A 21,092-nucleotide genomic window follows, 5' to 3' on the forward strand; every position below is an offset into this window, starting at 1 on the left:
CGCCGTCTACATCCAGAGACTTCAGCGCGACCCCATCAGAACGTCATTCCCGCGAAGGCGGGAATCCAGAGACTTCAGCGCCATCCTTCCAAACCGTCATTCCCGCGAACGCGGGAATCCAGCGACTTCAAACGTTCTCGCACGAAAGGCACTGGATTCCCGCCTTCGCGGGAATGACGAGCAAAAACAACAGCGAAAGCAACAACAACAACGACAGCAACAACAACGATCCAGGCAAAACCAACCGCAAAACCAAACCTAAGCCGCCATCAGACCAAACCTCACCTCAATACCCAGCCGCCTGCCCATCCTTACGCGACTCACTCGCCCCGATATACCCCCCGTTCGGATTGACCATGATCGCCTGATACCCACCATAAGGCCCATGCGCGAAGCGCACGCTGTGCCCGCGCCGCATCAGCTCGCGAATGGTCTCGTACGGATACCCGGTCTCCAGATCGAGTTCGCCGCCATCGCTCATCACCTGCGCCTGCCCAGCTGGTTCGGTCGAGCCGTCGTGCTGGATGCGCGGCGCGTCGCCGGCTTCCTGCAGGTTCATGCCGAAATCGATCAGGTTCATCATGATCTGCGCATGCCCCTGCGGCTGCATGCCGCCGCCCATCACGCCGAACGACAGCCACGGCTTGCCGGCCTTGGTCACGAACGCGGGAATGATGGTGTGGAACGGCCGCTTGCCCGGCGCGAACGAGTTGGGATGGCCTTCCTTGAGCACGAACTGCTCGCCGCGGTCCTGGAAGATGAAGCCCAATCCCGGCGCCGCCATGCCGCTGCCCATGCCGCGGTAGTTGGACTGGATCAGCGAGACCATCATGCCGTCGGCATCGGCCACGGTCATGTAGATCGTGTCGCCCTGGTCGAGCTGCGCGGGCGTGGCCGGCTGCACTTCCTTGAGCGCCTTGTCCATCGAGATCAGCTTGCGCCGTTGCTTGGCGTAGTCCTTGGAGATCAGCTTGGCGACCGGCGAGGATTTTTCGAACGCCGGATCGGCGTACCAGCGCGCGCGGTCGGCGAAGGCGAGCTTCTTGGCCTCGGTGAACAGATGCACGTGCTCGACGCTGCCGAAACCGTACGACTTCAGGTCGTAGGCTTCCAGGATGTTGAGGATCTGCAGCGCGGCAATGCCCTGGCCGTTCGGCGGCAATTCCCACAGGTCGTAGCCGCGGTAGTTGCTGCTGACCGGCTCGACCCACTCGCCGTGGTGCGAGGCCAGGTCGTCGTAGCTCAGGTAGCCGCCGTTGGCCTTGAAGTAGGCATCGATGGTGCGGGCGATATCGCCCTTGTAGAACGCATCGCGTCCGCCCTTGGCGATCTGTTCCAGGGTGTTGGCGAGGTTCGGGTTCTTCCACATCTCGCCGACCCGCGGCGCGCGGCCGTCGACGGTGAATTGCTCCTTGAAGCCGGGCCACTTCGACAGCCTGGGCACCGAGGCGTTCCAGTAGTACGCGATCACCTCATGCACCGGATGGCCTTCGCGCGCGTAGCGGATCGCTGGCGCGAGGTCGTCGGCGATCGGTTTGCGGCCGAAGCGTTCGTGCAAGGCGAACCAGCCGTCGACCGTGCCGGGCACGGTCACCGGCAACGGGCCGGTCGGCGGGATTTCCTTCAAGCCGCGCTTCTGGAACTCGGCCAGGGTCAGCGATTTGGGCGAACGGCCCGAGCCGTTGTAGCCGTAGAGTTTTTTGGTCTTCGGGTCCCACACGATCGCGAACAGATCGCCGCCGACGCCGTTGCCGGTCGGCTCCATCAATCCGAGCGCGGCGTTGGCCGCGATCGCCGCATCGACCGCGCTGCCGCCGCCCTTCATCACGTCCAGGGCGATCTGGGTGGCGAGCGGATGCGAGGTCGCGGCGATCGCGTGCGGCGCGTACACCTCGCTGCGGGTCGCGAACGCCTGGCCGCTGATGCGATCGGCCGCGTTGGCCGCGCTCGGCAGGGCCAGGGCGCAGGCCAGCGCGAGCACGGCATGCAGGCAGGGACGAAGGGCGCGGCGAGGCGCGTGGGTCGAAGACGGCATTGCGATTCTCTCCCGTGTGACAGCCGAAGATAACGCAGCGGCGGCCGGTCATGCCCGGGCCGGAGGTTGCGCGATCGGTTCGCTCGCCGGCGCGATCGCGGTCGCGACGCGCGCAACTGAATGCGCCGGCCTCGGGTCCGCCCCAGTTGTGGCGTTTGCGTACGGCCGCGTAGGTTCGACCCAACGACTCCGGGAGTAGGGCCAGATGAGCGTGCAACTGCAGCCGAGCCAGCTTCAGCCGAATTGGCAGAACCCGTCCGAGGCGTTGCCGCCCGCGGCGCAACCGGTTGCTTTGGCCCAACCCGAGGCCGGCCCGTACACGCTCGAAGCGAGCTATCACCCGCAATTGCTCGGCGTGAACGCGCAGCAGCGGCCGGCGGCCAACGCCGCGCCCGATCCGACTTCCTTCGATCAGCAACTGCGCGGCCAGGACGCGCAGGCGATCGACCTGCAGATGGCGCAGATCGCCGAGGCCGTCTACAACCCCGCGACTACCAGCGTCGCCGGCTGGAACCGCCTCGACGATGCGCAGCTCAGCGCGGCCGGCATCGACCCGGCCTCGCTGGAGAATTCCGATACCGGTTTCCGCGCCGGCATCTTCACCGACGGCAACGGCAAGTACGTGGTCGCCTACGCCGGTTCCAACGATGTGCAGGACTGGATCAACAACGCGCGCCAGGGCATCGGCTGGGATTCCAAGCAGTACGACCAGGCCGTGCAACTGGCGCGCGACGCGCAGGAAGCCTTCGGCGAGAACATGGTCATCACCGGCCATTCGCTCGGCGGCGGCCTGGCCGCGACCGCGGCGCTGGCGACCGACACCGCCGCGGTCACCTTCAATGCCTCCGGCGTCCACGACGACACCTTGCGCGGGCTGGGGCTGGACCCGGGCACGGTCAAGGACGACGCACAGAACGGCCAGATCCGCCGCTACAACGTCGGCGGCGAAATCCTCACCGCCGCGCAGGAGGACGTGCCGCTGTTGAACGGCATCCCGGATGCGCCGGGCCACGAGATCACCCTCGACGACCCGCATCCGCCGCAGGCGCCGGACTTCACCTGGAACCCGATCGAGATGGCCCGCCGCACCGCCGAGTACGTCGCCGACAAGGCCACGCGTCCGGGCGAACTGCATGCGATCGGCCCGCTGATCGAGGCGATGCAGACCCAGCAGCCGTGGAACTGACGGCATCGGCGCGGGTGCTGATTGCCTGCGCCGGGCCCTCATCGCGACCGTGGTAAAACCCCTCGCATGCGCGCCGCCACGCTTCCCGCGTTGACGATCTGCCTGGCCCTGGTCGGCGCGGCGTGCTCAGGAGACGCGATGGACGCCAAGCAGGCCTTTCCCGATCCGCGCAGCGCCGAACTGGCGCAGGCCGTCGCCGACGGCGACGCCGCGCGCGTCCGCGCGCTGGTCGCCGCGGGCGCGGACCCAAATGCGCGCGGCGCGCGCGAGCTCACCCAGTTGCAGTACGCGATGCTGGCGCAAAGCCCGCGCGGGCTGCAGGCGTTGCTCGACAACGGCGCCGACCCGGCCCGACCGGGTCTGGGCGGCAGCACCGCCGTGCATGGCGCGGCGATCGCCAACGATCCGCAATACCTCGACATCCTGCTGGCCCATCGCGCCGATCCGAACGCGGCCCACGCCGAGACCGGCGAGACGCCATTGTCGGAAGCCGCCGCGCCGCGCTACCAGGCCCAGTTCGATGCCTTGCTGCGCGCCGGCGCCGACCCCGATCGCGCCGACCGGATGGGCAACACGCCCTTGCATCAGGCGGCCAAGCTCAACGCCTCGGGGCAGGTGCTGGCCTTGTTGAAGGCCGGGGCGAATCCGAACGCGCGCAATCAGCGCGGCGCGAGTTTTCAGACCTTCCTGTTCAAGTTGCCCGACGACAAGCTCAACCCGCAGGCGCGGGCTGAGCGGGAGGCGGTGGTGGCCTGGTTGAAGGCGCATGACATTGCGGTGGAAGACGCTGCGCGTTGAATGTTTTGCCGGCGCTACGCGCATCCTCGTAGCCGCTGCCGCTGCCGCTGCCGCTGCCGCTGCCTCGCTGTTTCCCTGTGCCTTGCCTTGAGCCTGAAGCCGCGCAGTTCATCCAGCGCTGCGAAGCCACTATCTCGCGAGAACAACAGCACACCCGAAGGGCGGCGCACATGGATGTGCGCCGTGCGCCACCGGGACAGGATGTCCCGTGTGGCGCATGCCCGCGAATGCTCCGTACGCGCGGGCCCTTGATTCAAAGAAAAGCGTTTTTCTTTGGTTACCTTTCTTTTGTCGCTTTTGACAAAAGAAAGTAACTCGGCCGCTTGCGGACGAAAGCTGTTGATCTTGCCTTTGGCTTCAAAAGCTCTAGAGCTTCAAAGCTTTAAAGGCTTCAAAGCTTTGAAGCCTTTAAAGCTTTGAAGCTTTGAAGCTTTGAAGCTTTGAAGCTTTGAAGCTGCAAGCAGGATCAAAAGCGTTCCGCCGCTGAAGCGGCGGGTCACTTTCTTTTGTCTAAAGCAACAAAAGAAAGGTAACCAAAGAAAAATGCTTTTTTATGGATCAAGTGCCCGCAAGATCGGAACAGACGCGGGCATGCGCCACACGAGACATCCTGTCTCGGTGGCGCACGGCGCACATCCATGTGCGCCGCCCTTCGGGTGTGCTTTTGCTAACGCGAGTCAGCGACTTCGCAGCGCTGGATGAACTGCGCGGCTTCCGACTTGCTAAGTCTTTGCGGATGCGGACAACAAAAGCGGACAGCAAAAGCGGATGGCAAAAGCGGACGGCAAAAGCGGACGGCAAAAGCGAATCCCCCGCGCCGTTGGATTGGTCTGGCTTCGTGCCAACGCAAGGCGCGCGCCCCCTTTTACAAAGTGGGCGATGATCTATCTATCCTCGCCGCTGTCTCCACGCCCGAATCCGGCACCCCGCACTCGCCACCCGGCACTCGGCACTCGGCATCCGCCACCCAAATCCCAAATCCCGGCCCCTAGGGCAAACCCTAGCTCGGGCACCCACCAGCTGTTTCCAGACATTCGCCACCCATACCCTACCGTCAAGCACAGGAGACGGCACCGATGAGCTGGAGCGATTTCACCAACCCCGTACTGCGTTTTGCACAGTTGCCCAGCGTCATCGACAACCTGCTGCACGCACAGCCCCAGCCGGTGGTGCCGCCGCCGCAGGTCGTCGCGCCGCCGGTCACGCTCGCCGCGCCGGTCGAACTGCCGTATTCGCCGCACGTGCCGGTGCCGGCGCAGGTCAAGCCGGAGCAGCCCTTCAGCGAACAGCTCGCCGGCCAGCAGCCGCAGAAAGAAATCGACACCGCGCTGGCCGAGCTGTCCAGCGACGTGTACGAAACCACCAACACCGGCGCCGCCGGCTGGACCCGGCTCACGCCCGATCAGCTGACCAACCTCAAGGGTCCCGACGGCAAGCCGGCCGGTATCGACCCGGCGAGTCTCGACGTCGACGGCAGCGGCTTCCGCGCCGCGGTCTACACCAACGGCGACGGCCAGTACGTGGTCGCCTTCGCCGGCACCAACGGCTTCAATCCGCTCGGCGACGGCGACATCGCCAACGACGTCGGCCAGGGCCTGGGCTTCAACACCAGCCAGTACAAGCAGGCGGTGGCGCTGGCCAAGGAAGCCGAGGCCGCGTTCGGCGACAACGTGGTGTTCACCGGCCACTCGCTCGGCGGCGGCTTGGCTTCGACCGCCGCGCTCGCCACCGGCAATACCGCGGTGACCTTCAACGCCGCGGGCCTGAGCAACGACACCCTGCGCGACCTGGGCTTCACCCCGCACGAAGCGCGTTCGCAGGCCGAGGACGGCCAGATCCGCCGCTACAACGTCGACGGCGATCCGCTGACCGGCGCGCAGCAGGGCGTGGAACTGATCAACGGCATGCCCGACGCGGTCGGCTATGAACTCAACCTCGCGCACCCCGGCGGCTGGGCCAACCCGGCGACCGCGCACGGCACCGACACCGTGATCGAGGCGATGAAGACCCAGACCCCGACGCCGACCCCGAGCATCGAAGACGATGAGCTGGGTCTGCTCGACAATGCCGCCGAGACCGTGTCGGAAACCGGCATGGATCTGTTGGGCGACGGTCTGCAGGAAGTGGTCGATCTCGGCGTGGATGCGTTCAATGTCGGCTACGACTTAGGCGGCGATATCGATGGCGTGATCAACAACGAATACGCCAACGGCCGCTATCTCGACGGCACCTTCAAGCTTGCCGGCGACGTCACCGAGGGCGCGCTGAATCTGACCGGCGACATCGTGGACGGCGCGTTCAACCTGGCCGGCGACACCTTGCAGGGCGCCGGCGAACTGACCGGCGGGCTGATCCGCGACGTCGGTGAATACGTGGGCCTGGAAGGCGCGAGCGACACCGTCGCCGGTTGGGTCGAGAACAGCGGCGAATGGCTCGGCGCGCGCACCGACGACCTGGGCAACCTGGCCGAAACCGCGATCGACGGGCTGGGCACCGCCGCCGAAGCCACCTTGGACTTCGCCGGCGACGTGACCGAAGGCGCGGTCAACGTGGCCAAGGATGTCGGCAGCTTCCTCAATCCGTTCGATTGAGTCGGCGCGGGGCTGTAGGCGCTGGACTTAGATTCGACGCTTGATTCTGGTCATGATGGCGCTGTGGTCGAAGGCGCCGGATGAGCGAGGCGCTCGCGTCGAGTGGCATGGCTTGAATGAGCGCGATTCAATCGCGCTCGTTTGGGACGCGCGATGCAAGCGTGTTGCTTCGCATACATGTCGCCCGACTGTCGGAGCATTGAGCCCCCAAGCCAAGCCAAGCCAAGCCGATCCGGACCAATTCGCTGCACGCGATACTCGCGATAGCTGCGCTTTCGCGAAGGCTGCATCCTGCAAGGCATGAGCGACCCTCCAAGCTGTCATCCCCGCGAAGGCGGGAATCCGGGGCTCCATCGCGACGAAACCTTCCGCGCGAGCCTTTGCCGCGCTGCGTTGCCGTCATGCCGCAGCGTCCCTCGCATGCCTGTCACCTCTCCAGGCCGCCAGCCCCGCGAACGCGGAAATCCAGCATCTCACCGCGACCCATTGCAGGATCGTCCGCCACCCCTTCGCGCCCGCCATGCCGCCTCAACCCCGAAAGCCGCGACCGTTCGCATCCCCGTTCCCGCCGCTGCGCTAGGATCGAACGACGCTGACTCCGCAGGCGCCCGCATGACCCCGAGCCTCGCCCAGCCGCATCGCACCACTTCGCGCGTGATGGCCGCCGCCGTCTTGCTTATGCTGTCGGTCTGCACGGCGTGTGCAGGCCCCGGGAACCGATCGATGCAAGCCAGCGAAGCCTTCACCGATGTGCGCACCGCCGAACTGGCGCAGGCCGCCGCCGACGGCGATGCCGCGCGCGTGCGCGAACTCGCCGCGGCCGGCGCCAATCCCAACGAGCGCGGCGCCAAGGGCGTCACGCCGTTGCAGTGGGCGCTGTACCACCAAAGCACCGACGGCATGAAGGCCTTGCTCGCCGCCGGCGCCGATCCGGCCCAGGGCAGCGACGACGGCATGACCGTCGTGCATCTGGCGGCGATGGCCGATCACCCGCGCTACCTGCGCGTGCTGCTCGATCACGGGGTCAGCCCGGACACGCCGAACACGGTCACCCAGGCCACGCCGCTGGCGGCGGCGCTGATGGGCGAACGCGCGGACAATTTCGAGGCCTTGCTGAAGGCCGGCGCGAAGCCCGACCTGCCCGACCGCATGGGCAACACGCCGTTGCATCAGGCGGCCAAGGTCAACGAATTCGGCCATGCGCTGGAACTGCTGCGGGCCGGCGCCAGCCCGAACACGCGCAACGTGCAGGGCGCGAGCTTTCAGCGTTTCATGTTCATGACGCCGGAGAAGATCCTCAACGCGCAGACCCGACGCGATCGCGAAGCGGTGATCGAGTGGTTGCGGGAGCATCAGATTCCTATTGAGGATGCGCAGGCCAAGTGAGGCGGTAGCAACCGCAACGGCAAAAGCAAAAGCAAAAGCGAAAGCGAAAGCGAATCCCCCGGCGCAGCGGGATCGTCGTTTGGACTGTAGTGGCGCAGGCGCCTGCCCCCTTTTACAAAGTGGGCTATTTGTCGCGGTGGGGTTTTAGAGGTGCTGGCGATGCTTCGCTCGTGTCGGACGCGCGCTTGATGGGCGTCGAATCTTTGGTTCGTTCGGACTGCGTCGGCGTGGGGCTTGAGCAACGACGAAAGCAAAAGCGAATCCCCCGGCGCAGCGGGATCGTCGCTTGGGTGTAGTGGCGCAGGCGCCTGCCCCCTTTTGCAAAGTGGGCTGTTTGTCGCGGTGGGATTTTCGGGTGGGGCGATGGTTCGCTGGTGTCGGACGCGCGCTGGATGAGCGGCGAATCTTTGGTTCGTTCGGACTGCGTCGGCGCGGGGCTTGAGTAACGGCAAAATCAAATGAACTTGCGTCGACGATCTGCCCAGACGCTTCCAGCGAAACACTCAGGTATCCGACGAAACCACCCCGCCACCGCGCCGCGGTCCCCCTCTTTGACAAAGAGGGGTTAGGGGAGATTTGCTCTTCGCCCGCCAAGCCAATTCGGGCACGCGCGTAAAAACCGTTGCGCGACAATCCCCCGCTGCCGCTGCCGCTGCCGCTGCCGCTGCCGCTGCCGCTGCCGCTGCCGCTGTCGCCACCGCGAACCGCAAACCACTACCGCGGCAATCGCCGCAACCGCTCCACCGCCGTTTCCACATCGCTGAGCAACGGCAACGCCAGATTCCAATCCTGCGCGCGCGCCGCCTGCTCCAGGGCGTCGGCGGCTTCGCTCAACTCGACCGCGCCGATCAGCTGCGCCGCGCCGCGGATGCGGTGGGCCGCGTGCTGCAGCACGCTCAGGTCGCCGTCGCGGTGCGCGCGGTGCAGGTCGGCCAGGTCCTGCGCGGTCGCGGTCAGGAAATCGTCGAGCACGTCGCCCGCTTCGCTGTCGCTGTCGTCGAGCAGGCGCCGCAGCACCTCGACGTCGAGCACGCGCATGCGGTCGTGGCCTTCGAGCAGGTTCGGCGGCGGCGGTTCGCTCGGCGCGGTATGCGGCAGCCACTGGCGCAGGCTCGCGGCCAGGCGCGCGACCGCGATCGGTTTGATCAGGCAGTCGTCCATGCCCGCGGCCAGGCAGGCCTCGGCCTCGCCCTTCAGTGCGGATGCGGTCAGCGCCAGGAGCGGCGTGCGGCGCGGGTCGCCCAGGCCGATGCCGGCGCGCGCTTCCTCCTCGCGCAGCGCGCGCGCCAGGCCGTAGCCGTCGAGCCCGGGCATGTGGACGTCCGACAGCAACAACGCGTAACGGCCGCTGCGCCAGCGTTGCAGGCCTTCTTCGCCGCTGGCGACCGCTTCGCAGGCGTAGCCGGCCAATGCGAGCTGGCGCGCGATCACCAGGCGGTTGGTCGGGTGGTCGTCGATCAACAGGATCAGGCTGCGTTCGCGCTCGGCGGTGGCGAGGTCGGGCAGCGGTCGCGGCACCAACGTCAGATGGGTCGGCAACGCCGCCGGCGCGGCGTCCAGTTCGGCCTGCGATGCGCGCGCCAGGGCCACGCGCAGGCGCAAGGTGGTGCCGATGCCCGGTTCGCTGTGCAGGCTGATCTGCCCGCCCATCAATTCGGCCAGGCGCTTGCAGATCGCCAGGCCCAGGCCGGTGCCGCCGTAGCGGCGGGTGGTATCGCCGTCGGCCTGGTTGAACGGTTCGAACAGGCGCTGCTGCTGTTCGGCGCTGATGCCGATGCCGGTGTCGGTGACGCGCAGGCACAGCAGGTCGCGCGCGGGCGGCGGCGTGACGCCCGATGCTGAATGTCCCTTCGCGCCGGAGGCCGGATCGCTGCTGTCGGTAGCCGTCGAATCCGCGTCGGCAGCGTCCGTATCCAGGTTCGTCAGCTCTCGCCCTTCGTATTCCAGCGCGACTTGAATCACGCCGCGCTCAGTGAACTTGACCGCGTTGGACAGGAAGTTGCCGACGATCTGGCGCAGCCGCAGCGCATCGGCGTGATGCGCCGGCGCGATCCGCGGGTCGATGTGGCAGCTGAGTTGCACGCCGCGGCTGGAGGCCGCGCCGAGGAAGCCGGCGACGGTGGTGCGCAGCAGCGCCGGCAGGTTGACCGCGTCGGTCGCCAGTTCCAGCCGGCCGGCCTCGATCTTCGAGAAATCCAGGATGTCGCCGATGATCTGCAGCAGCGATTGCGAGGAATGCTGGATCACCTCCAGCGCGTGCCGCTGCTCGGGGTCGAGCCGCGAATGCGACAGCACTTCGATCATCCCGGTCACGCCGATCATCGGCGTGCGGATCTCGTGGCTCATCGCCGCCAGGAACGAGGACTTGGCCCGGTTGGCGTCCTGCGCGCGCGCTTCGCTGGCGCGCAGCGCGCGCTCCAGCCGCTTGAGCGCGCTCAGATCGGCGGCGACCACCAGCAGGCCCGGCGCGTCGTCCTCGCCCTCGCGCGTGAGCGAGACCGCGAGCAGCGCCGGCACCCAGGTGCCGTTGCGATGGCGCAGACGGGTTTCGCGCGGCGCGGCGTGGCTGCGCGCGAGTTCGCGCAGCGCGGTCCAGTCGGCGAACACCGGTTGCTCGAGTTGGTTGCTCAGCTCGGCCGCCAGGGTCTTCAGCGCGCGCGGTTCGAACACCGCTTGCAGCGATTCGTGTCCGACCAGATCGGCCTCGCGCACGCCGAGCAGGCGCTCGGCGAAAGGATTGACCAGGGTGAAGCGGCCGTCGCCGTCGACCGCGAGGATCGCGGTCTGCGCCGAATCCAGCAGCGAAGCCTGGAAGCGTTCGCGGCGTTCGAGTTCGGCGCGGGTGCGTTCGTTGCGGATCAGCTGGCCGGTCAGTTCGGTCTCGAAGCCGAGCACGTCGCGGCGCATGTCGATGAAGGCCTGCATCACCGCGCCCAGTTCGCCCGACGGCAGCTCGCCGGGTTCGGCGGTGTAGTCGTGATCGCGCATGCGCCGCGCCAGCCAGGTCAGCCGGTCGATGCCGCGCGAGGCGTTGCGCAGCACGCGCCGGCCGATCAGCGCGGCCAGCCCGAGCGCCAGCAGCGAGACGATCAGCCGCAGCAGGCTGACTTGTTCGCTGCGCACCAGGTCGGCGCGCACCACCGCGTCGGTCTGGGTGAGTTCCAGGTCCGACAGGATCTGCAGGCGCTGGGTCAGCGGATCGATCGCCGGGTACAGGCGGGTGTCGGCGAAGCGGCCTAGCGCCGGCAGGTCGCGGCGGCGCAGGATCGCGCGCAGCTCGGCCGCGGCCGCGTCGGCGGTGCGGCGGGCCAGCGCGGCGGCGTGCAGCTGTTCGGTTTCCTGCGCGGTATGCGGCAGGGTCTGCAGCCGCAGCCAAGCCTGGTCGATGCGGCGCTGCGCGCCCTCGACCCGGGCCAGCCCCTCGTCCCAGCCGACCAGGTCGTTGCGCACGCGGAAGGTGGTGTCGACCACGTCCAGGCCGTAGCCGTCGGAGATGGTCTTGATCAGGCGCAGGCCGAGCAGGGCGTCGTCCTGCAGGGTCTGCAGGGTGCGGCGCGCGCGCTGCTGTTCGATTTCGTCGATCACCAGCACGCTGGCGCCGGCCAGCAGGAACAGCGCGAACAGGCCCCACAGTTGGCGGCGGATGCTGAAACGATCGAGCCAGGCGAACACGGCGGCTCAGTGCTCGGGCCGGCGCCAGCGGCTGAGCATGGCCGGCAGTTCCTCGCCGGGCACGGCGTCGCCGATCAGCCGGCCCTGCGCGGTGGTGCAGCCCAGTTCGGCCAGCATCTGCCAGTCCTCGATGGTTTCCACGCCCTCGGCGACCGCGTCCAGGCCGAGCTTGCGCGCCAGGTCCAGGCTGGCCTCGACCACCGCGCGCTTGCGCGGCTGCTGGCTGGCGCCGGCGACGAATTCCTGGTCGATCTTCAATTCGGTGAACGGCACCTGCGACAGCTGCGACAGCGACGACCAGCCGGTGCCGAAATCGTCGATCGACAGGCCGAAGCCCTTGAGCCGCAGCCGCGCCAGCACCGCCAGGCCGCGCGCGGCGTCGGCCATCAGCGAGCTCTCGGTGAGTTCGAGCACGATCTCGGCCGGATCCACCCCGGCCTCGCGCACGATGCGCTGGTAGCGGTCGGCGGCGCCGGTGTCGTCCAGGGTCGAGGCCGAGACGTTCACCGACAGCTTCAGCCGCAGCCCGGCGCGGTCCCAGTCGCGCTTCCAGCGGCAGGCCTGGGCGAGCATGCGTTCGGTCAGTTCGTCGAGCAGGTGATCGCGCTCGAGCACCGGCACGAAATGCTGCGGCAGGATCACCCGGCCGTCGCCGCGGCGCCAGCGCGCGAGCGCTTCGACCCCGATCACCCGGCCGTTGCTCAGCTCCACCTGCGGCTGGAACCACGGCACGATGTCGCCGCCGGCCAGGGCGGCGCGGACGGCCTCGGTGGTGATCTCGCCGGGCGAGTCTTCCTCCACGTCGGCCGTGGTTTCGCGCAGGCTGCCCAGGGCCGTCGCCAGTTTGGCTTTGGTCAGCGGCTTGGCCACCGCGTCGAGCACGCGCAGGCCGCAGGCGCGGGCCATGGTCTGCACGGTATGCAGCAAGGCCGCGTCGAGCGCGCTGACCACCAGCACCGCGCGGGCCAGATGGCGCTGGGCGAGGTGGTCGATGAATTCGATCCCGTCCATGCCCGGCATGTCCAGGTCGACCATGACCACGTCCGGCGGTTGCGTCATGGCCTCCAGCAGGCGCAGCGCGCTGGCGCCGTCGGCGGCCTCGAAGGCGCGGGCGACGCCCAGTTCCGACAGCAGGCGCAGCGCCATGCGGCGCTGGAAGCCGTGGTCTTCGACCACCAGGACGCTCAGTGCCGATATGGACATCAGTTCCCCGGCCGCGCAACGCAACCACAGGCCGACCGCGTCGGCCGCGTACGGCGACTTTAGCCGTGTAGGGAGTTCAACGGGAACAAGCAGCGCGAACGGCCGGTGCGGCGCGCGGCGGGCGTGATCGGCGACCGGCGCCGCAGTGGCCGCCGGTCACGCTATCGGTGTCTGACTGGGTCGGATCGCGATGGCGGCACGCGCGTGTCGGCGAGCGCCGCGGCGAGGCACACGTTGCATGCACCTGAGCCCGCGCGATTCAGCCGATCGGGCTCAGGGCCACTTCGGCGGTTTCGCGGCCCAGGCCTGCTGCACTTCGGCCAGGGTCGCGCGCTCGCTGTCGCGCCATTCCGGCAGCAGCTCGGCGTAACGCGCGCTGGTGCGCCACTGGTCGGGCTCGGTGCGCACCGCGGCGGCGTACCACTGCACCGCTTCGTCCTTGCGGCCCAGCGTCCACAGCACCAGGGCGTAGGTCGGCGGCATCCACGAGGCGTTGACGGTGCGCGCGTTGTGGATCGTGGCCCACAGCCTGAACGCGTCTTCCGGCGCGCCGGCGCGGAACTGATCCCAGGCGTAGTTCCAGTTGATCGAACGCCAGAACGTGCTGCCGCCGTCGACTTCGCGCAAGGCGCGGCCGTACAGCTGACGGCCCAGGTCGTTGCGGCCGGCCTGCATCGCCAGATGGGCGAGCTGGGCGGCTTCGTTGGGCGCGTGCGCCTTGCGTTCGAGGATCTTGGCCAGGCGATCGGTCGCCGCGTCGCCGGTTTCGCGCACCGCGATCACCGGCTTGGTGGTCTGCGCGTCGGCGTCGAAGTAGAACTCGTTCGGCTTGGGCAAGGTCTGGGCGCCGGCGGCGCCGGCGAACAAGGCCGCGGCGAGTGCCGTGGCCAATAACAATTTACGCGTGAACATGTACGTGGATCCCCCTGTAGGCGCTCATATGCTAACCGTTCGAATGCCGGTTCCATGAACGGGCGCACATACTTCGCCCAATTACGCATAGTCGGTACGTAGAAAGCATGCTCTCGCGTATGTTAAACGCGAGGCTTGGCCGCCTCACTGCAGGAGCGGCGCGAGCCGCGACCGCGACAACGCAACTACGACGTGGGCCATCGTGATCGCGTTATCGCGGTCGCGGCTTACGCCGCTCCTGCAGTCAGGCAGATGAATCACTCCGGCGGATGCAGGGTTACCGCGTCCAGCGCCCACAACGGATCGTGCGCGCCGCTGGCGAACACGAAGCACAGGTCGTGGCGACCGCTGTGCGCCGGCAGTCTGGCGCGCAGCGTGGTGATGCCGTCGGAGCGTTTGGCCGCGGCCAGCGGCAGGCGCGCGATCGGTGCGCTCTTGCAATCGTCGAGGCGGACTTCCATCGCGCCGCCCTGCACCGCCTTGCGGGTCACGATCTTGTCGGTGTCGTGCCAGAGCTGAAAGTTGTACGGCAGCTGGCCGACCTGGACTTCGATCGCGCCGACGCCGTCGAGCGCGGCGGCCGGGTAGATCCAGCACGGATCGATCAGGTTGACGGTCAGCGCGGCGCGCTCGCCGTCGCGGCCGCCATCGCGCGCGGCGTCGTCCTCCAGGCGCAGGTTGTAGCCCTCGCGGCAAGGCCGCAGGCCGGCGCTGGTGCGACGGCTCAGGCCGGCCAGATCGCGGGCGCTGAAACGGCGCGGCGCGGCCAGCGCTCGGCCGTCGAAAAACGGGGTGGCGACGAGGTCGAGCGGCGGCGTCGCCGGCAGCGGCTGCCGATAACGCGGCGACGCCGGGTCGGGGTCGCCGCCGTCGCTGCGGTAGTGGATCTCGCCGAAGCCGGCCTGGTTCGACAGGCTCAGTTGCGGTTGTCCGTCGGCGCCATCGATGACCTTGAACGACACCGCATACGCGACATCGCTGACCAATACGTCCTGGGCGCGGTAACGCGCGAGCTGCGGCGCCAGGCGTTGCTGGAAATCGTTCCAGTCGCGGCTGGACGGCGGCGACCACACCACTTCGGCCAAGGCATCCAGGCGCGGATACAGCGTGGTCTGGATGCGATCGAAGCTGCGTCGGTGCTCGCTCCACAGATTGGCCTGCGCGCCGATCACGTGCTTGCTCTGCTGCGCGGTGAGTTCGGCCGGCACGATCGAGAAATCGTAGAAGTTGCGCAGGGTGCTGGCCGGGAAGCGTCCGGGCGGCTCGTCGTCGCGATCGCTCTGCACGTAGTCCAGGTACAGCTGCCGATCGGGCGCGACGATCACATCATGACCTTCGCGCGCGGCCTCGACCGCGCCGGCGGTGCCGCGCCAGGACATCACCGTCGCGTTGGCCGGCAGGCGGCCGCCTTCGAGGATTTCGTCCCAGCCCAGCAGGATGCGGTCGTGTTTGCGCAGGTGTTGGCCGATGCGGCCGACGAACCAGCTCTGCAAGGCCATCTCGTCCTTGAGCCCGAGCGACTTGATCCTGGCCTGCACTTTTTTGGACGCGATCCATTGGTCCTTGGCCGCTTCGTCGCCGCCGATGTGGATGTACTTCGACGGGAACAGCCCAGCGACTTCGTCGAGCACGTTTTCCAGGAACGTGAAGGTCGAATCGTCGACGCCGAACAGATAGGTATGCACGCCCCAGTCCGGCGACACCCGCGGCGCCTTGCGCACGACATCGGTCACGCCGAGGTTCGGATACGCCGCGATCGCGGCTTGCGCATGCCCCGGCATCTCGATTTCCGGCACCACGGTGATGTGGCGCGCGGCGGCGTAGGCGACGACGTCGCGGATCTGTTCCTGGGTGTAGTAACCGCAATACGGTTGCGGCTTGCCCTGCGCATCGCGGCCGTTGGCGCCGGCGAGGATGCGGCAGCCGCCGACCTGGGTCAGGCGCGGGTATTGCTTGATCTCGATGCGCCAACCCTGATCGTCGGTGAGATGCCAGTGGAAGGTGTTGAGCTTGTGCAGCGCCATCTGGTCGATGACCGACTTGACCTCGTCGACGCCGCGAAAATGCCGCGCCACGTCCAGCATCACGCCGCGCCACCGATACGCCGGCGCGTCTTCGATGCGCTGCGCCGCGATCCGGGTCGCGCCCTGGCCGCCGTCGGCGGTGAGCAATTGCCACAGGCTGACCGCGCCGTAGAACAGGCCGGCTTCGGTGCGCGCGCGGATGCGCACGCCGTCGGACTGGATGTCGAGCACATAGGCTTCCTCGCCGATCGCCAGGTCCGGCTCGAGGCTCAGCGCGATCGCGTTTCGCGTGTTCTTGGATTCGGTTTGAGTTTCGGCTACGGACGGCGCGAAGCCGCGCAGCGCCCGCACCTTGGCGGCGAAGTAATCGGCGACGCGACGTTCGCCGGCTTGTCCGGCATGCACTTGCACGGGCGTGTTCGCGCCGAATTCGAACTGGCCGCGCTGGGCCTGGGTCTTGAGCGGACGCGGGATGATCGCGGTGCGATGGGCGGCGACGGTGTCGGTGTCACGCGCTGCGCTGGCCGGTTCGCCGTTGTGCGCGGCCTGCACATGCGCGGCGGCCTCGCGTGGCGCGGCGCCGTGGCAGGCGGTCAAGGCGGCGGCCAGAGCGGCGGCGGCGAGCAGGCTGCGGGTCGTGCGCGTCTTCATCGGGGGCCTTGGGTTTGGAATCGGGATTCGAGATTTGGGATTCGGGATTCGAAAATTGGGGGCTTGCGGGATCGCCGGTGAATGGGAGCCTCGGCTCACATACGCTCGTACCCAGCCCGAATCCCGAATCTCCAATCCCGAATCCCCAAATAAAGAAACCCGACACGCAAGTGCCGGGCTTCGGGTGTCAGCGGCGGGGCGATTGCGCCATCGCCCGACCGTTGCCGCGCGCCGGCCTTGCGGCCGACGCGCGCTTACCGCTTCGATCGCCGAACGGGCCGATCAGAAGTTGAACCGGAACGCGGCCATGTAGCGGCGACCGCTGTGGTACTTGCCGACCGGCTTGTCCTGGTTGCCCGAGTACTGCACGTACTCTTCATCCAGGATGTTCATCGCGTCGAACGACAGGCCCATGTTGTCGTTGAACTTCCAACCCACGCTGGCGCCCAGCTCGGAGTAGTCGTCCACGCTCGCCGGCGCCGCGCCGGCCACGTAGCCGCCGGCCAGGTAATGGCTGCGCCAGTTGTACGACAGGCGCACGCTCAGCGGGCCCTTCTCGTAGTACGGGCTGATCGCGACGCTGTCGCGCGACTGGTACGGCAGCGGATCGCCGGTGTTGTTCTCGCCGTCGGCGTAGGTGTAGTTCGCGGTCATGCCGAAGCCGGTGTCGGCGAACGGCTGCTGGTAGCTGACGTTGAAGCCCTTGACCTTGCCCTTGCCGGCGTTGCGCGGACGCTGGATGTCGTAATCGCAATAACCGTCGGCGGTGCAGCCGTGGAAACCGACCAGGGTGGTGTCGAACACCACGCGGTTGGTGTCGCGGATCGAGTTGTACTGACGCTCGATCCGGGCCGCGCTGTCGATGTAGTTGTCGATGTCCTTGTAGAACACCGAGGCGGCCAGCACCGACTGCTCGGCGAAGTACCACTCGGCCGACAGGTTGAAGTTGGTCGACTCGTACGGCGACAGTTCGGCGTTGCCGCCGCTGCCGGTGTAGGTGGTGTCGTTGAGGAAGGTGTTGTTGACCATCTGGTTGTACGGCGCCCAGGCGATCACCTTGGCCGCGGCGAAACGCAGCAGCACGTCGTTGCCGGTGTCGTAGACGACGTTGAACGACGGCAGGAAGAAATCCTCCTTCCTCGACTTGGTCTGCCACTTGCTGGCCAGATCGGTCAGGCTCGGCGCGCCGCCGTAGACGAAGCCGCTGGCGTCGGTCTTGGACTCCACGTACCGCACGCCGAAGTTGCCGCGCCAGGCGCCGGCCGAGAAGTCGGCCTGCACGTAAGCGGCGGTGTTGGTCTGTTCCAGCGCCCAGCTGTTGTTGAGGTAGCCGGCCGCGTCGGGGTTGTTGAAGTCCAGCGGGCTGCCCTTGACCCAGTCGAGCACGTTGCCGCGGCCGACCTGGATGTGGCGGCCGTGGTCGCCGGTGAAACCGCGGATGTCGGTCAGGCCGATGGTGCCCACGTCGGCCAAGGTGCCGCGGTTGACCGGGCCGTAGATGTTGAGGTCGAACGACTCCTCATGCTTGGCGCGACGCACGCCGAACTGCAGGTTGTTGATCGCGCTGTCGAACTCGACATTGAAATCGACCTGGCCGTAGGTGTCCTTGCTCTCGGTGGAGAACACGCCGTTGTTGCCCATCCAGCCGTTGGCCACGCCGCCGGCGGGACCCCAGTTGGCCGGATTGCGCGCGGCGTCGGGGTTGTCGAACTTGATGCCGCGGTTGATGTCCCAGCTGAAGCCGCCGTTGTAGACCGGCTCGATGAAGTACTGCGCCAGGTTTTCGTTTTCCGACTTGCTGCTGCCGATCTGGCCCTTGAAGCCCCAGCCCTCGCCCTTGAACGAGGTACGCAGGTCGATGCCCTTGGTGACGACTTCCGACTCGCGCACGTTGTTGTCGTAGATCACCGTGCCGCCGAGCGGATCGGCGTTGGCGTTGGAATGACCGCTGGTGACCACGCCGTTCTTGGCGTCGCCGAGCTGGTTGACCGCGCCGACGGTGCCGTCGTTCCAGGTCAGGAAGCTGTACAACGACTGGTTGTAGTTGTCGAAGTTTTCCTTGATGTACAGGCCCTGCAGATCGATGTTCCACTGATCGTTGGGCTGGAACTGCAGATTGACCACGGCGCTGTCGCGCTTGCGGTGCTGCTGGAACCAGGCCGCGTTGATCGAGTTGGGCACTTCCGCGTTCGGGTCGAGCCCGGCGCGCGCGGCGTTGGTGAAGGTCGAGGCCTTGGCGTAGCCGAAGATCTCCAGGCCCTGACGGTCGACCTGTTCTTCGTAGTGCTGCGCGGCGACGGAGACGCCGAAGTTTTCCTGCGGGTTCTTCCAGCTGTACAGCACCGAGGCGCTCGGGCGGCCCTTGCTGCCCTGATCGCTGTAGTTGTAGCTGACCGAGCCGGCGACCGAGTTGGCGTCCAGGTCCAGCGGCTTGCGCGTGTGCATCAGCACCGTGCCGCCGAGGCTGCCTTCGGTGATGCGCGCTTCCGAGGACTTGATGATTTCCAGTCGGCCGAGGATTTCCGGCGCGAGCAGGGTGTAGTCGAAGCCGCGGTTGGGCTGTTCGCCGTACAGCCAGATCGCCTGCGCGACCGGATGGCCGTCGAGGAACGACAGGTTGAGGCTCGGATCGGTGCCGTCGATGCTGACGCGTTCGCCCTGGCCGAAGCGACGATCCAGGGTCACGCCCGGAATCTGCGACATGGCTTCGGCGACGTTGGTGCTGGCGAACTTGCCGATGTCCTCGGCGGTGATCGCTTCGGACACGGTCACGTTGGCCCGCTTGGTGTCGAGCGATTTTTCCAGGCTCGCGCGGATGCCGGTGACCACGACGGTGTCGAGATCGGTGGCTTGCGAGGCGGCGGCCGGGGCCGCGTCCTGGGCGAACGCCAGGCCAGGACCCATCAACAGGGCCGTGACGATGCTGGCAGACAAGATGGTCTTGCGCGCTTTCATTTTGTTCCTCCCTCGGGCGGTGATGGCTGTGCGATCGTCCGGGGAACCGGTTCGTCGCCAAGTCCGGTGTTTTGACTGCGGGTACGTTGATGCGATCCGGCCGCGGCGAACGCCGCGTCCGGGGTGTTGCGGTACTGCCGCCTTCGATGCGAATCCGCGATGTCGCGCGCGCCGTGAGCGGCGCGCGCGGCGGCCTCGCATTTACTGCATGGGGTGCCGCGGCGCGGGCTCGGCGTCGGCCGCCGTCTGCGCCAGGTGCTGCAGGTACCAGCTCGCCGCGCCGATCACGCCGAGCCGTTCGTTTTCGATCAGCCGCACCGGCACGCGTTCGAGCACCGGCCGCATCACGCCCTTGTCGAGCATGCGGGCGTGGAACTGGCTGTCGGGCACGAAGTCCTTGAGTTGCGGCAGGATGCCGCCGGCGATGAACACCGACTTGGCGCCGCTGATCACGGTCAGATCGCCGATCACGCTGCCTAGCAGCGCGCAGAAGGTCAGCACCGCTTCGCGCGCGATCGCTTCGCCGCGGCGCGCGGCGTCGGTGATCGCCGCCGGCGCGCGCAGCGAGGCGTCCGCGCCGCTGAGCGTGCACAGCGCGCTGTACAGATTCACCAGCCCGGGGCCGGAGACGAAGTATTCGGTCGGTACGTGGGTCTGGCCGCGTTGCTGGGCCAGGCGCAGCATGTCGGCTTCGCGCGCGTTGCCCGGCGCGAACGCGGTGTGGCCCGATTCGGTCGGCAGCACCACGGTGCTGTTGCCGTGCGGAATGCGCACCGCCGCGCCCAGGCCGGTGCCCGGGCCGATCACCAGCACCGGGCCGGCGGTGGCGTCGGAGTCGCCGACACCCGGGGTGAGCAGGGTGGAGTCGGCCGGCGCCATGCACTGCGCGGCGTTGGCGTTGGCCTGGAAATCGTTGATGACCAGCACTTCGTGCAGGCCCAGTTCGCTGCGCAGCTGCGACAGCGAGATGCGCCAGGGAAGATTGGAATTGACCACCTCGTCGTCGAGCACGACGCCGGCGGTGGCGATCACCACCCGGTCCACGCCCACGCCGTTGCCGGCGATGAACTCGGCCAGGATCGCGGCCAGCCCGGGGTAATCGGCGCACACGTACTTGCGGTGGGCGAGCACGGCCACGGTCGCGTCGCTACCCGGACGCACCAGGCCGACGCGGGTATGGGTGCCGCCGACATCGGCGGCGATGAAGCTGCCCTCGGACGCATTCACGGCCGCGGTCAGCCTGGGCGCGGCGCTCATGCGCATCCCTTCGAACGGCGCGGCGCGACGCGCGGCGCTTGCGCGTCGATCGGTCCATTCGCGATGCGTCCCCGCGACACGGTCGTCGTTGCGACCCGTGCCCCTAACAGCGTGTCCCACTGCATGCGCCCTCCACGGCTGCCCATCGGTTTCCCCTGGCGGCGCCGAGAGTGCTCCGGGTTTGACAACGTTGTCAACAGCGCCGTCAGAAACACCCATCCGGTCGCGCAATGGTGGATTTAAAGCGCCATTTTCTTGTGCGTCGCAACATGCGTCCGCGCGTCGTGGATCACGGTATGACGGGGGTTTCAGGGCTTTTTTACCGCTCGCGCTGGCGTGGGCCGCGGACTTGTGACAACGTTGGGCGGTCGTTTGTCGTACCGGTCAAGCCGGATGACTGCGAGACGTGGCGGGCGGTCCCC

At 67.6% G+C, this 21,092-nt stretch carries 11 protein-coding genes; 4 read left to right on the forward strand and 7 right to left on the reverse strand.

Going from position 1 to position 21,092, the window contains the following annotated elements; genetic code table 11:
- Nucleotides 1-286: 286 nt before the first annotated feature.
- Nucleotides 287-2,035 (reverse strand): gamma-glutamyltransferase, encoded by a 1,749-nt coding sequence (gene ggt, locus IEQ11_RS00750; RefSeq protein ID WP_191823858.1) that lies wholly within the window; start codon nucleotides 2,033-2,035, stop codon nucleotides 287-289.
- 205 nt (nucleotides 2,036-2,240) lie between these two features.
- On the opposite strand from ggt, the gene IEQ11_RS00755 reads away from it, so the two are divergent.
- The 4 genes from IEQ11_RS00755 (at nucleotide 2,241) to IEQ11_RS00770 (ending at nucleotide 7,996) form a co-directional block, all read left to right on the forward strand.
- Nucleotides 2,241-3,221, forward strand: a complete 981-nt coding sequence (locus IEQ11_RS00755) for a Tle-like phospholipase domain-containing protein (protein ID WP_051547947.1) — start codon at nucleotides 2,241-2,243, stop codon at nucleotides 3,219-3,221.
- Between the two features lie 66 nt (nucleotides 3,222-3,287).
- Nucleotides 3,288-4,019 (forward strand): ankyrin repeat domain-containing protein, encoded by a 732-nt coding sequence (locus IEQ11_RS00760; protein WP_191823857.1) that lies wholly within the window; start codon nucleotides 3,288-3,290, stop codon nucleotides 4,017-4,019.
- A gap of 1,076 nt (nucleotides 4,020-5,095) precedes the next feature.
- Nucleotides 5,096-6,610, forward strand: a complete 1,515-nt coding sequence (locus IEQ11_RS00765) for a Tle-like phospholipase domain-containing protein (RefSeq protein ID WP_191823017.1) — start codon at nucleotides 5,096-5,098, stop codon at nucleotides 6,608-6,610.
- Nucleotides 6,611-7,333: 723 nt separating this feature from the next.
- Nucleotides 7,334-7,996 (forward strand): ankyrin repeat domain-containing protein, encoded by a 663-nt coding sequence (locus IEQ11_RS00770; RefSeq protein WP_191823018.1) that lies wholly within the window; start codon nucleotides 7,334-7,336, stop codon nucleotides 7,994-7,996.
- 714 nt (nucleotides 7,997-8,710) lie between these two features.
- On the opposite strand, the gene IEQ11_RS00775 is transcribed toward IEQ11_RS00770, so the two are convergent.
- The 6 genes from IEQ11_RS00775 to IEQ11_RS00800 all read right to left on the reverse strand — a co-directional run bounded on the left by IEQ11_RS00775 (nucleotide 8,711) and on the right by IEQ11_RS00800 (nucleotide 20,670).
- Nucleotides 8,711-11,668 (reverse strand): ATP-binding protein, encoded by a 2,958-nt coding sequence (locus IEQ11_RS00775; protein ID WP_191823019.1) that lies wholly within the window; start codon nucleotides 11,666-11,668, stop codon nucleotides 8,711-8,713.
- Nucleotides 11,669-11,674: 6 nt separating this feature from the next.
- A complete protein-coding gene (locus IEQ11_RS00780) occupies nucleotides 11,675-12,871 on the reverse strand; it encodes an EAL domain-containing response regulator (RefSeq protein WP_046659686.1) in 1,197 nt (398 codons plus the stop codon).
- Nucleotides 12,872-13,144: 273 nt separating this feature from the next.
- On the reverse strand, nucleotides 13,145-13,783 hold the full coding sequence (locus IEQ11_RS00785; protein ID WP_096411607.1) for a tetratricopeptide repeat protein: 639 nt from the start codon (nucleotides 13,781-13,783) through the stop codon (nucleotides 13,145-13,147).
- 257 nt (nucleotides 13,784-14,040) lie between these two features.
- Nucleotides 14,041-16,458 (reverse strand): family 20 glycosylhydrolase, encoded by a 2,418-nt coding sequence (locus tag IEQ11_RS00790; protein WP_191823020.1) that lies wholly within the window; start codon nucleotides 16,456-16,458, stop codon nucleotides 14,041-14,043.
- 282 nt (nucleotides 16,459-16,740) lie between these two features.
- Complete coding sequence (locus IEQ11_RS00795) at nucleotides 16,741-19,413, reverse strand: TonB-dependent receptor (protein ID WP_057920367.1); 2,673 nt, start codon at nucleotides 19,411-19,413, stop codon at nucleotides 16,741-16,743.
- Nucleotides 19,414-19,614: 201 nt separating this feature from the next.
- Nucleotides 19,615-20,670, reverse strand: a complete 1,056-nt coding sequence (locus IEQ11_RS00800) for a glucokinase (RefSeq protein ID WP_046659688.1) — start codon at nucleotides 20,668-20,670, stop codon at nucleotides 19,615-19,617.
- Between the last annotated feature and the right edge of the window lie 422 nt (nucleotides 20,671-21,092).

The sequence above is a fragment of the Lysobacter capsici genome (assembly GCF_014779555.2).
Classification (GTDB): Bacteria; Pseudomonadota; Gammaproteobacteria; order Xanthomonadales; family Xanthomonadaceae; genus Lysobacter; species Lysobacter capsici.

Coding starts and splice junctions, on each gene's coding strand:
- ggt (WP_191823858.1), bottom strand. CDS start 2,035: ATGCCGTCTTCGACCCACGCGCCTCGCCGCGCCCTTCGTCCCTGCCTG.
- IEQ11_RS00755 (WP_051547947.1), top strand. CDS start 2,241: ATGAGCGTGCAACTGCAGCCGAGCCAGCTTCAGCCGAATTGGCAGAAC.
- IEQ11_RS00760 (WP_191823857.1), top strand. CDS start 3,288: ATGCGCGCCGCCACGCTTCCCGCGTTGACGATCTGCCTGGCCCTGGTC.
- IEQ11_RS00765 (WP_191823017.1), top strand. CDS start 5,096: ATGAGCTGGAGCGATTTCACCAACCCCGTACTGCGTTTTGCACAGTTG.
- IEQ11_RS00770 (WP_191823018.1), top strand. CDS start 7,334: ATGCAAGCCAGCGAAGCCTTCACCGATGTGCGCACCGCCGAACTGGCG.
- IEQ11_RS00780 (WP_046659686.1), bottom strand. CDS start 12,871: ATGTCCATATCGGCACTGAGCGTCCTGGTGGTCGAAGACCACGGCTTC.
- IEQ11_RS00785 (WP_096411607.1), bottom strand. CDS start 13,783: ATGTTCACGCGTAAATTGTTATTGGCCACGGCACTCGCCGCGGCCTTG.
- IEQ11_RS00790 (WP_191823020.1), bottom strand. CDS start 16,458: ATGAAGACGCGCACGACCCGCAGCCTGCTCGCCGCCGCCGCTCTGGCC.
- IEQ11_RS00795 (WP_057920367.1), bottom strand. CDS start 19,413: ATGAAAGCGCGCAAGACCATCTTGTCTGCCAGCATCGTCACGGCCCTG.
- IEQ11_RS00800 (WP_046659688.1), bottom strand. CDS start 20,670: ATGAGCGCCGCGCCCAGGCTGACCGCGGCCGTGAATGCGTCCGAGGGC.